Below are 12082 nucleotides of genomic sequence, written 5' to 3' on the forward strand. Positions count from 1 at the left end.
ATAAAAAGTTTACCAAGAGTGTTCGCTATTCTTTTTTATTTAATCCACAAGCTGCACATTGTAATCTTTAAACCAAATATGCAATTGTACTAAATAAGCTAATAATTGAGGTCCAGACATTAATTGACCAAACCAAGGAACCTTAAAGGCATCCCCATTAGATTCGATTAGATCGGAAAGACGATTCGCATGGAATAGCTCATGAAGAATTGAATTTTTATCCTGTAATTGATCTTTAAGCATGTTCCCGACAAGCTCACTGTAAACAGGATTATGAGTTTTTGGATAAGGACTTTTTTTCCTGTAAAGCACGTCATATGGGAGATTTCCTTGAAATGCTTTTCTTAAAATTCCTTTTTCTTGATTACCGACCATTTTAAAATCCCACGGAATATTCCATGCATACTCGACTAATCGATGATCCGCAAATGGTACCCTTACTTCTAGGCTGGCACCCATACTCATACGGTCTTTTCGTTCCAATAAGGTCGTCATAAACCAAGTCATATTCAGATAAAATAGCTCGCGTCGTTTGGATTCAATAGGAGCTTCTCCATCTAAACGAGGTGTTTCAGCAATTGTTGTATCGTATGCGTGTTGAACATATTCACTAATCGTAAGTTTTTTCTTCCAGCTATCGTTTAGTAAATTATATCGCTCATTGGTAGAGCGAATCCAAGGAAATCCTTTTTCTGCATTTGCGACTTGATGAAACCAAGGATAACCTCCGAAAATTTCATCGGCACATTCGCCCGACAATCCTACTGTAAAGTCTCGTTTTATTTCCCGACAAAACCAAAGTAGGGAAGAGTCGATATCGGCCATTCCAGGAAGATCGCGTACATGGACAGCTTCCGTTAAGTATTCCGCCAATTCCTTTTGACTAATAACGGAGTGATGGTGATTTGTATTCAAAGTACTGGATACTTTTCGAATCCAAGGCTGATCGTCTGATGGTTGAAAGGTATTTCCCTTGAAGTGTTTACTATTGTTTTCATAGTCGATGGAGAATGTGTGGAGCTTTCCTTTTGCATCACGAGCAAAAGCACTCGAAGCAATAGCCGTAATGACGCTGGAATCTAAGCCACCTGAAAGAAATGTGCAAAGGGGAACATCCGATACGAGCTGTCGTTCTACCGCGTCGGTAACTAAATCTCGAACTTTTTCTGCAGTTTCATCTAATGAATCGGTATGCACTGCACTTTGGACATTCCAATAGCGCCAAATGTGAAGCCCGTTTCGAGAAAAGGTGAGTGCATGTGCAGGGCGTAATTCATGGATTCCTTTATAAACTCCAGAACCAGGAGTACGAGAGGGGCCTAACCCTATTATTTCTGCTAACCCTTCTCGATTAATGATTGGAGATACATCTGGATGTGCAAGAAGTGCTTTTAATTCGGAACCGAAAAGAAAGCCTTCAGCTCTTTCTGCATAAAAAAGTGGTTTAACCCCAAGACAATCTCTTGCGATAAAAACCTTTTGCTCTTGTTCATCCCAAATGGCAAAAGCGAAAATACCATTGAAATGATCTACACAATTTTCTTTCCATTCGATATAAGAGGTTAATAACACTTCCGTATCAGAATGCCCGGAAAAAGAATGTCCTCGCTTCAATAGTTCCTTCCGAAGGTCTTCTGTATTGTACAATTCGCCGTTATAACAAAGCGTATATCGATTAGACTCATAGGTTTTAACCATGGGCTGTTTTCCACCAATAGGATCAACCACTGTTAATCGGCGGTGCCCCAGTAATGCATGAGTTGTACCCCAAATATTATAATCATCAGGTCCTCTTTTACTAAGTGTCCCTGTCATCTTTTCAACGATTAATTCCTTGTTTCGCAAATCCCTCTTAAAATGAATCCAACCTGTAATCCCGCACATATAACCGCATCCTTTCTTTCATGACCTATTTTATGCAAGAAACTACCAAATTTGTGCCTGTGAATGATTAAAGCACTTTATCCCGCATTAACGGGCAGTAAGACTCCCACTTCAAGATTTTAGAAAAGCGAAAAGATAAGTGGGAGACCAACTGCCCGTAAAAGCCCGATTGATTCAACTATCAGCGGGGGATGAAGACCCCCGACTGATTGAAGTTTCACTTTATAACAAACGTAAAAAACCATCGTAAAAGTTTCCACTTTCACAATGGTTTTAAAAGGACTTGTAAGTATTATTAAGTAGTTACTTTGAGTACGGTTTTAATTTTTTGGATAATCCCACCTGAGCTATACGTTAATACACTTCGTTTATAGAATGATAGGCTTACTAGGAACATAAGTATAACGGTTCCTATTAATACGAGCATTGCTATAATTGGTTCAATCGAGCTAATATCAGTTGCTCCAATTCGAAGTGGCATAACCATTCCTGATGTGAACGGAATGTAGGAAAATACTTTTATAAGCATTGTATCTGGACTAGCCATACCAGAAATTAACACATAAAAACCGATAATTCCAATCATCATCGCTGGCATCATTGCTTGACTAGATTCTTCCACTTTAGAAACAAGGGAACCAAGGAGAGCTCCTAATATTAAGTATAAAATAATCGTTAATAGGAGAAATGAAACAGCGTATCCAATATAGCTAAGGATAACTCATTTGCAATATCTACGACCATATCCCATTTCGAGCCACCGTCGATCAACATAAATAACAAGCCTTGCACAACTAAAAGTGCGCCAATTTGAGTTAAAGCAAGTAAAAATGTTCCTGTAAGCTTTGCCATGAAGTGAGTAGATGGCTTAATGCTTGCAAGCAACACTTCTAGAACACGCGAACCTTTTTCAGATGCAACATCTGTTGTAATCATCGATAAAAATGACATTACGAACGAATAGATAAGGAAGCCCACTAAGAAAGAAGCTCCGATACCAGCCGCTTTTTCGTCCTCACTTTTACCTGATGCTGACTCGATATTTAAATTTTTGGCAGAGATAATCGTTTCGGATTCAAGAATTTTTTCCGCTTGCTCGGCTGTTAAATTTAATTGTTGTACTTCATATATTTTTCCAGCGTATTGCAAGGTAGAGGAAATGCTTTGTTGATCATTAAAAGTAAGTGGTTCGAACGTTGCAATTTCCGCTGCTAAAGAGTTGTCTTGATCTTTCACAAAGACAGCTGCATCGTATTCACTGTCGATCACTTGCTGCTCCACTTTTGCAGTTTCTTCTTTAGGAAACGAAAACTCGATATCACTTGTTGATTTAAAAAAGCTTTCCATTTCCGCCTCTGTTTCGTTCAAAATAGCGACTTGCAAAGGTTCGCTCTGGAAAAAAGCTTCTTTAATATCTGACCAGAACATGACACCACTAATGACGGCAACATAAAGGACGATTGAAAAAATAAAAGATTTGGCTTTTACTTTTTGCGTATATAATTGCTTTACAAGCAACCAAAACTTAGACATTCGGTCCACCAACCTTATCTTTGAAGATTTCATCTAACGTTAAATAATCTAAACTGAACTTCTCAATATATTTGCCGTTCGATACAAAGTCAAAAATAGATTGTGCATGTGATTCATCTTCTAATGTTAAGATGAATTGGTCTTTTCCAACCTGAATATCTTTCACACCATCTAACTTTCCAAGTACTTCTTTTGGTACATCCGTACGAATCGTCAATTTTGTTTTTCCATATTGCTTCTTCAAGTCTAATAAACTACCAGAAAATAAAGAAACTCCTCGTTTTAACAGGCATAGATGATCACAAAGCTCTTCTACATTATCCATTTGGTGACTGGAGAACAGGATGGTCGTACCATTATTCTTTAAATGTAAAATAGCGCTTTTTAAAAGATCTTTATTTACCGGATCTAATCCGCTAAATGGTTCATCTAAAATTAGGAACTCTGGTTGGTGTATAAAGCTTGCTATTAACTGTACTTTTTGTTGGTTTCCTTTTGATAACGTTTCTGCTTTCGATTTTCGTTTGTCCTCTAATTCGAAACGTTCAATCCAATACTCGACTTCTTTACGCAATTCTTTACGATTCTTTCCTCTAAGCTCTCCAAAGAAATAAAGCTGATCTTCGACCGTCATAGAAGGAAAAATCCCTCGTTCCTCTGGTAAATAACCTAAAAGGTCTCGATTAATCGAATTAATTGGTGTTCCGTTCCACATAATCGTTCCTTCTGTTGTTTCTTGAAGGTCAAGAATCATACGAAACGTCGTTGTTTTTCCAGCACCGTTTTGTCCAATCAATCCAAAAATCTCCCCTTTTTCAATTGTAAAGGTTAGATTATCGACGGCTACAAAGTTTTGGTATCTCTTTGTTACTTGGTTAATAGATAATGTCATATGCATGCTCCTATCTAGTATTCTTTCTATTTACCATATACGTAAAGGATAAAAGAATGTTTCATTTTTTTGTAACGTTTTCCTTGGTTGGTCGTCAAATCCAATGAAATGAATGGAAAGAAAAGGAGCGAGACGATGAAAAAACTAGGTATATTTGCAGCAGCGATCCTTGTGGCAGGATTTGTTTTTCAACAGCCTATTGCAAACGCGCAAAGTGAGGAAGAAACGACGGTGGAGCAAAATGACACATCTAACTTTATGATGTCTACTGGAGTAATCAAAGAAATTGAAACGAAGAATGACGTAGTAACACTGACAGTGGAAACAGAAGAAAAAGAACCACAAACGACCATTTTCACAATCAATAACGAGACACTTGCATTTAACAGCGGAACAACAAAAGCAATTCAAAAAGAAGCATTCCAAAAGGGGCAACGCATAGACGCATACTATGATAAAAACAAGCCAATGATTATGATATATCCAGCACAAATATCGCCAGAACTAGTAATTGTCCATGACGATGAAAAGATGGGTTCTGTTAAAGTATCTAAGTTTGATGATGAGTTTTTAAGTTTAGATAATGAACTAAAGTTAAACATTGGAGAAGAAACACTTTTAGTAAATGAAAAAGGCGAGGAGCTTGAACAAGCCGATTTAAATGGAAAAGAGCTAGTTGTTTTTTATACGATTTCAACTAGAAGTATTCCTGCTCAAACGACACCAAGTAAGATCATAGCAATTGGCGATCTTTCAACACAGGACACAACGAATTTCATGAAATCCTCTGGGAAGATAAAAGATGTGGCTTCAAAAGATGGGAAAGTAACGCTCACAGTAGAAACGGAAGAAAAAGAACCACAAACGACTATTTTCACAATCAATAACGAAACACTCGCATTTAACAGCGGAACAACAAAAGCAGTTCAAAAAGAATCATTTCAAAAAGGGCAACGCATAGACGCATACTATGATAAAAACAAGCCAATGATATTAATTTATCCTGCACAAATTACTCCGGAGTTAGTAATTGTCCATGACGAAGATAAGATGGGTTCTGTCAAAGTATCTAAGTTTGACGATGAGTTTTTAAGTTTAGATAACGAACTAAAGCTAAACATTGGAGAAGAAACAATTTTAGTTAATGAAAAAGGCGAGGAAATTGAACAAGCTGATTTAAAGGGAAAAGAGCTAGTTGTATTTTATACAATTACAACAATGAGTATTCCAGCACAAACGCCACCAACTAAAATTATTGCAATCAATAGTCTTTCACCAGAAATGAAAGAAATTCAAACTATTATTGAAAACGACAATTTTATACAAAATGGAACAAAAATGATTCCATTGCAAAAAGTAGCAGAGCAACTTGGCTATGAAGTGCTAACTTATTCAAAGCGTTATGGCACTTTCTTAAAACTAGGGAATAGTTCCCTAATCATTACAGTCGGTGATAAAACGTACAGCTATAATCGTAGTTTACGACAATTTGCAGAAAACCCAGTATTAAAAAACGATAAAACCTATGTATCAGAAGACATTTTAGAAGTGTTGAATCCTTAAATTGTCATTTAACTTCAACGGAGCGCCCCTTTTTATAAAAGGGGCGTTTTATTTCAATATAAAAATCTCCATAAATAGAAAGTCGCATACGCTTCCCAGCCTTTCCAAGGTAATGCTAATTGTTGTATTACATCCTTTGTAGGCTTTTGATCCGAACCGATCACATGCTTGATTGCATTATGGAGACCCACATCATCTATCGGAAAGGCATCCGGAAATCTTAAACAGCGCATTAATACATAGTTGGCTGTCCATGGTCCGATTCCTCGTATTTTCGTTAATATTTTTTCTGCTTTTTTCACATCATTTGTTTCTAACAACATTTCTTTCGTAAGTAATTCTCTGTCTATTTGAGTAGCTACGTCTATTAAATATTCACATTTTTTTACGGTCATTTTTAATTCTACTAATTCTTCTACAGTAAGCTTCGCAAGATCCCGCGCTGTCGGAAATAGCCAGTACATTTCGCCCTCAAATTCCATTGAATGCCCAAACTTTTCAACGAGGCGTCTTTTCAGTGTGTATGCATAAGTCAAATTAATCTGTTGACCTAACACCCCCCAAGCTATTGCTTCAAACAAATCTGGAATACCCATGATACGTAATCCTCTAAATTGTAAAACTGCTTGGTTAAGCATTGAATCCTTCGTGGCTATCTCATAAAAGGGGCTTATATTTGTTTCTAGATCAAACCATTCAATGATGTATGCGACAACTTGCTCACGAACTCTCTTGCTTGAGGGTCTTGTATTACCTAAAAACTCAATGAGTAATGTATGTTCAGCCTGTTCCCCAATCTCTACTAGTATTATATATTCATCGATAGTAATAGCTTTTCTTATTTTATTATCATGAATTCGAAATAGGCATTCATTTGTAGAGCGAGAGAGGTAGTTAAGATTTTGCATAAAACTAAACTCTGCGGGAGTATTTAATAAAATTACTTCCTCTTTTTCTTCCCATAACATGCGCCAACACCCCTTTGTTTCTTTATTATAAACATAAAAAACTTCGTTATCTTGCTATTACGTTTCAAAAACTGCAATTAATTTGTAAATAAAAGTATACTTAAATAAAAGGGAGGGGTGGCACAGTGAACAATGAACAATGGCAAGCAATCATTCAAAACGATAAAAACTATGATGGTTTGTTTTATTACGCCGTAAAATCTACTGGAATATTTTGTAGACCTTCTTGTAAATCACGACCGCCCAAAAAAGAAAATGTCCGAATTTATTCGGAAGTGAAGGAAGCGTTACAGGAGGGGTTTCGACCATGTAAACGATGTAAACCAACTGGATTACGATTACCTGACGAAGAATGGATCACACAAATTAAAGCATATATAGATAATCACTATAACGAGTCGCTCACACTGCATACACTAGCAGATATAGGTCATGGAAGTCCCTATCATCTGCAAAGAACGTTTAAGAAAGTTTTAGGTATATCGCCTATGGAGTACATGCAACAGATTCGGATAAATAAAGCAAAAGAATATCTGGTTACTACAAACAAGCCACTGGTGGAAATAAGTGGGGCCATTGGTATGTCAAATATACCTTACTTCATCACAGTTTTTAAAAAGGTAACTGGATTAACGCCGTTTCAATACAGAAAAAAGGAGAGTTCTCCCAATGAATAAAATATATTGGACACTTTTCATTCATAACGAATGGAGACTTTATATGGCTGCAACAGAAAATGGATTAAGCTACATAGGTTCGCAAGGTAAACCTTATGAAGAAATGGAAGCGTGGTTGGCAAAGCGTTCTCCAAAATTGGAATTAGTGGAGGACGAAAAAGCTTTAACTCCCTATATGAACGAATTGAAAGAGTATCTTGATGGTAGTCGCCGTGAATTTGCAATGCCAGTCGATTTAAAAGGGACAGCATTCCAATTAGCCATATGGGATGCACTTACGAAAATACCATACGGTGAAAAGAAATCTTATTCCCAAATTGCGGAACTCATAAATAATCCAGCAGCCGTTCGAGCGGTTGGAGCTGCGATCGGTGCAAATCCTATACTTATCACCATTCCATGTCACCGTGTAGTAGCAAAGAGCGGTGCGTTAACCGGTTACCGTGGGGGACTAGAAATGAAAGAAAAACTATTAACATTAGAAATGGGAGAAAGATAAATTGATAACGAAGCTAATCAAAGAAGCGTATCCAATGGATTTATTGCTCCTCGCAGACCCTTCTGAAAAACTTGTAAAGCAGTATGTAGGAAGGGGAGAATGCTATATTGCGCAGATCAATGAAGAAACAGTAGGCGTGTATGTCCTACTACCAACAAGGCCTGACACAGTAGAGCTTGTAAATATTGCAGTTGCAGAACATTATCACGGGCAAGGAATCGGCAAGACACTTGTACGAGATGCCATTCAAAAAGCAAAGCAATATGGTTATAAAATAATCGAAGTAGGGACAGGCAACTCAAGCATTGGTCAGCTTGCATTGTATCAAAAATGTGGATTTAGAATCACCGGTGTGGATAGAGACTTTTTCAAAATACATTACGATGAAGAGATTGTAGAAAACGGAATAGTTTGTGTCGATATGATCCGACTGGCGCAGCAGCTATAAAAATACCAAGGAAATCAAGCTTTCCTTGGTATTTTCATTGAACTGGACAATCGCTTAAAAGAGTTGGACAATCTCCACGAAAACCTGGACAATCTGTCTCCAAGTTTGGACAATCTCTTCTTTAATCAATTAATTGGTATGTAAAACCTCTATCATTTTTCTTAACTCCTCAGCGGGTATTTGACCGGGAGCGGATGCTTCCAATCCAGAACCAAATGTTGCGTCAGAGCCAAAGACTTGTCCTGCTATTCGACTGACGACTCCTGTAGAAGCCATGGACATCGTAATAATTGGCCGATCTGCATGGAGTGTTTTCATTGTGTAGGTGGCATCGAGTAAAGTTAGAACATCCGTTGGAATCTTAGGCATCACGGCAATTTTCGGGATATGCGCACCGAGCTCTTGCATTCTTCGAAGACGCCATACTATTTCTTCTTTAGCTGGGGTTTTTTCGAAGTCATGATTGGACATTACGACATAAATATTATTAGCATAGGCTGCTTTCACGATTTCACTTACATTAGAAGAAAATAGTTCTACATCTATTAAATCGATTGCTTTTGTTCGAATAACATTTTCAAGAAGCTCTTTATAATAAGCATCTTCTATTATTTTATTTCCACCTTCCCGATGACTTCTAAAGGTGAATAAAAGGGGAATAGGGAATAATGCATCGCGAATAGTGGAAGCTGTCTTTATCACTACCTCTAAATTTTCAATTTCCTCTAGCATGTCCGCGCGCCATTCCACAATATCTGGGGCTGCTTGCTTGATCGTTTTTATTTCTAAAAGAAGCTGTTCTTCATTTCTTCCCATAAGTGGCACAATAATTTTCGGAACACCTTCACCGATATGAGTATCTCGAATAGAAACAATTTTCATAAAATAGTCTCCCCTTCAATCGTATTTTACGTTATATTAACATACAAAGGTGAAGAGGAGGAGAGTAAGTTGAAATTTCAGAGATATGAAAATGCACAAGATTTTGCAAGAGTAGCCAACCCTTTTTTAGAAAAAAACGAAGATAAGTTCAGCTTATTTCTAGGAGTACTACAAGCGATAAAAGAAGGAAAATACGAGGATCCATACATGGCCACGATTGAAGAAGAAGGCGAATTACTGGCTATTTTCCAGATGACTCCGCCACATCCAATCAATATCATTTTCATCAATGAAAATCGAATGAAAGAATGTATCGATCTTAGTATTGATGAGCTAATCCGGCAATCTATTTCTATCAACTCTATTATTAGTGTAAAAGAATGGGCATATGCTTTTGTGCAAAGTTGGAAAGAAAAAACAGGAGAAAGCTTTTCCGTTTTAATGGATCAAGGACTTTACCGTTTAGACCAAATAGATGAATCGCTTGAAACGAGCCCAGGTACATGGCGTTACGCGACAAATGAAGACGCACTGCTTATTGAAAAATGGTATGGCCAATTCGAAGAGGATACAAAACTTCCAAAAACTGCACCAGTGGAAATAAAAAAACGCGTAAAAGTGATGCTAGACGCAAAGGAAGTATTCTTATGGGAAAATGAAGGACAAATTGTATCTATGATGAAAAAAGCAAGACCAACTGCAAATGGTGTCACCGTTTCTCTCGTATTCACACCAAAAGAGGAGCGGAAAAAAGGATATGCCCGGACAATGGTAGCAGCCGGAAGCAAGGAACTACTAAAAGAATTTCAATTTTGCGTGCTCTACACAGATATGCTGAATCCAACGTCGAACAAGATTTATCAAGAGATTGGCTATAAAAAATTGATAGATTCTGTGCATCTGGGATTTGAACCACAATAAAAAATACACCCTGAATTTTGGAGGAAACTTGAAATAGCCCTTTGCTAGAGCAAAGAGCTATTTTTTCAAATCATACTTTTATTCGCGACAGTAATTTTCCCATTATCAGAAGAAAGTCGAACTGTATTTGCTCCATTCCCAAACACCGTACGAGAATTCTTTTCACCAAATACACTAACTCGCCCGTGATCTGTTTTAGCGTGTATCGATACATCAGTTGGCTTGTTCTCTGTTTCCACTAAGATGCTACCATTATCTGTTTCTAATTGAATCATGCGGTCAAGAGTTGATGTTAGAAGTGTAATACGTCCATTGTCTGTTTTACCAATAATATGTCCGTTTACATAATCCATGATGATACGCCCGTTATCTGTTTCTGTAATAACTTTTTCTGCATCTACATTGCGTAATTCAATTCGTCCGTTATCTGTTTGAGTGGAAAGCTTATCGACCTGTATTTTATCAATTTCAATACGTCCATTATCTGTTTCTACTTCTAAAACTGTAGCGGCAAATTCTTTTAAACCAATGCTGCCATTATCGGATGTAGCTTTAATCGCTTTACCAAGCAGTTTTTCTGCTCGAATACGACCATTGTCAGTTTTCATGGTGATTGTTGTGTACAGTTTTTTAGGTAGGGCCACATTTACTTTCATCTCTTTAATAAGGAAGATAAAGCTGAAAAACTGGAATTTTTTTGGTTTTAATTGAATTGATAAAGTATCGTTCAAGACTTCTGCAGTTAGTATGAGCTTTTCATTTTCTCCTACTAGCTCAATAATCGTTTCATCTGTATCAGAAGGAAATACATTTAGAGAGCCGTAGTCAATTTTCATCGTAACGTTGGAAAAGTTCGATTGTGGAATTCTTGTTACTTTATTTTCAGTCGTCATTTTCTCTTGAATCGGAAACTCCACTAATTCTTGTGCAATCTCTTTCGGAGAACCGAGTGATGCAGCAATGTCGCTATCCGTTTTTCCATCCTCGCGCCCGTTTATAAAATACTCTCTTATATCTGAAAGAATATCGTTTCGTTCTTCAGCTGAAAGTCCCACCAACGCAAGTTCTAATTCAATTAAAAACTGTTGTTCAGTCATTTCTTGCACCCTCTTCGATTAGATTATTGACACCGTTTGTGAAGTTTTTCCATTCGTTCAATTGCTCATGTAGGTATGTTCTACCAAGTTCTGTTAGCTTGTAGTATTTACGCGGCGGACCTTCTGTTGATTCCTGCAAATAAGTGGTGAAATATCCTTCCTTCGTTAGGCGTCTTAATAAAGGATAAACAGAGCCTTCCGAAATGGAAATTTGGTCGGATATTTTTTGGACAAGCTCATAACCATATCGATCTTGTTTATCTAGTAATACAAGTACGCAAAGATTAAGCACACCTTTTTTAAATTGAATATTCACTTCTAATTCACTCCTTTCACTACTGTTCAATAAATAGTACCTTTGAGAACAATATATCACACGGTATTATCTTATGCAAGGTACTGAATAAAATATTATTAATTTAGGAGCGGTAATTATTTATCTTGTTTCCTAAAGTAAAAATGACGATTGATTGCAGTTTAATATTTCAATTCGCTATGTAGGGATAATGCGTCTTAAGACAGAGCTATTATGTGTCCGCTGGGATTTTCGCTACAGGGTAGACGCTTTCCGCGGGCACGGCTTCAATCTCCACGTCGCTCACGCTCCTGCGGAGCTTTCAGCTCTTGCTTTTCATGCTGGAGTCGCCACCCTTTCGCTACAATCCAGTAGAGTTTGCTAATTACTAAGAAATGATGTACTAGATTTCGTACTATATTG

13 protein-coding genes are annotated in these 12082 nt (G+C 37.3%); 5 read left to right on the forward strand and 8 right to left on the reverse strand.

Annotated elements, in window-relative coordinates; all coding sequences use genetic code 11:
• Window positions 1-39 precede the first annotated feature (39 nt).
• The 4 genes from asnB to OR571_RS01845 form a co-directional block, all read right to left on the reverse strand.
• Window positions 40-1884 carry an asparagine synthase (glutamine-hydrolyzing) gene (asnB, locus tag OR571_RS01830; RefSeq protein WP_282241162.1) on the reverse strand — a complete coding sequence of 615 codons (1845 nt, stop codon included), beginning with the start codon at window positions 1882-1884 and terminating at the stop codon, window positions 40-42.
• A gap of 295 nt (window positions 1885-2179) precedes the next feature.
• Complete coding sequence (locus OR571_RS01835) at window positions 2180-2602, reverse strand: ABC transporter permease (RefSeq protein WP_348775011.1); 423 nt, start codon at window positions 2600-2602, stop codon at window positions 2180-2182.
• A complete protein-coding gene (locus tag OR571_RS01840; protein WP_282241163.1) occupies window positions 2560-3417 on the reverse strand; it encodes an ABC transporter permease in 858 nt (285 codons plus the stop codon). Before OR571_RS01840 ends, OR571_RS01835 begins: the two co-directional genes overlap by 43 nt.
• The gene (locus OR571_RS01845; protein WP_282241164.1) at window positions 3410-4309 is read right to left on the reverse strand and encodes an ABC transporter ATP-binding protein; all 900 of its coding nucleotides are present in this window, start codon (window positions 4307-4309) and stop codon (window positions 3410-3412) included. The genes OR571_RS01840 and OR571_RS01845 overlap by 8 nt, the downstream gene beginning before the upstream one ends.
• Window positions 4310-4444: 135 nt before the next feature.
• Here OR571_RS01845 and OR571_RS01850 point away from each other — a divergent pair, with 135 nt between their 5' ends.
• Window positions 4445-5872 carry a stalk domain-containing protein gene (locus OR571_RS01850; protein WP_282241165.1) on the forward strand — a complete coding sequence of 476 codons (1428 nt, stop codon included), beginning with the start codon at window positions 4445-4447 and terminating at the stop codon, window positions 5870-5872.
• 53 nt (window positions 5873-5925) lie between these two features.
• Here OR571_RS01850 and OR571_RS01855 read toward each other — a convergent pair whose 3' ends face one another.
• A complete protein-coding gene (locus OR571_RS01855) occupies window positions 5926-6840 on the reverse strand; it encodes a DNA-3-methyladenine glycosylase 2 (protein ID WP_282241166.1) in 915 nt (304 codons plus the stop codon).
• Between the two features lie 104 nt (window positions 6841-6944).
• On the opposite strand from OR571_RS01855, the gene OR571_RS01860 reads away from it, so the two are divergent.
• The 3 genes from OR571_RS01860 to OR571_RS01870 are packed head-to-tail and all read left to right on the forward strand — an operon-like array spanning window position 6945 to window position 8464.
• Window positions 6945-7517 carry a bifunctional transcriptional activator/DNA repair enzyme AdaA gene (locus tag OR571_RS01860; RefSeq protein ID WP_282241488.1) on the forward strand — a complete coding sequence of 191 codons (573 nt, stop codon included), beginning with the start codon at window positions 6945-6947 and terminating at the stop codon, window positions 7515-7517.
• Entirely contained in the window at window positions 7510-8016 is a 507-nt protein-coding gene (locus OR571_RS01865) for a methylated-DNA--[protein]-cysteine S-methyltransferase (RefSeq protein ID WP_282241167.1), read from the forward strand. Before OR571_RS01860 ends, OR571_RS01865 begins: the two co-directional genes overlap by 8 nt.
• 34 nt (window positions 8017-8050) lie before the next feature.
• Window positions 8051-8464, forward strand: a complete 414-nt coding sequence (locus OR571_RS01870) for a GNAT family N-acetyltransferase (protein WP_282241489.1) — start codon at window positions 8051-8053, stop codon at window positions 8462-8464.
• A gap of 129 nt (window positions 8465-8593) precedes the next feature.
• Here OR571_RS01870 and aroD read toward each other — a convergent pair whose 3' ends face one another.
• The gene (aroD, locus tag OR571_RS01875; protein WP_282241168.1) at window positions 8594-9346 is read right to left on the reverse strand and encodes a type I 3-dehydroquinate dehydratase; all 753 of its coding nucleotides are present in this window, start codon (window positions 9344-9346) and stop codon (window positions 8594-8596) included.
• A 69-nt stretch (window positions 9347-9415) separates the two neighbouring features.
• Between aroD and OR571_RS01880 the strand changes: the two genes are divergently transcribed.
• Window positions 9416-10267, forward strand: coding sequence for a GNAT family N-acetyltransferase (locus OR571_RS01880; protein ID WP_282241169.1), 852 nt, complete (start codon window positions 9416-9418; stop codon window positions 10265-10267).
• A gap of 65 nt (window positions 10268-10332) precedes the next feature.
• On the opposite strand, the gene OR571_RS01885 is transcribed toward OR571_RS01880, so the two are convergent.
• Together OR571_RS01885 and OR571_RS01890 are read right to left on the reverse strand one after the other, a co-directional pair.
• Entirely contained in the window at window positions 10333-11364 is a 1032-nt protein-coding gene (locus OR571_RS01885; RefSeq protein WP_282241170.1) for a DUF4097 family beta strand repeat-containing protein, read from the reverse strand.
• On the reverse strand, window positions 11357-11680 hold the full coding sequence (locus tag OR571_RS01890) for a PadR family transcriptional regulator (protein WP_282241171.1): 324 nt from the start codon (window positions 11678-11680) through the stop codon (window positions 11357-11359). The genes OR571_RS01885 and OR571_RS01890 overlap by 8 nt, the downstream gene beginning before the upstream one ends.
• Window positions 11681-12082: the final 402 nt, after the last annotated feature.

The organism is Psychrobacillus sp. NEAU-3TGS, from assembly GCF_029955155.1.
GTDB lineage: Bacteria > Bacillota > Bacilli > Bacillales_A > Planococcaceae > Psychrobacillus.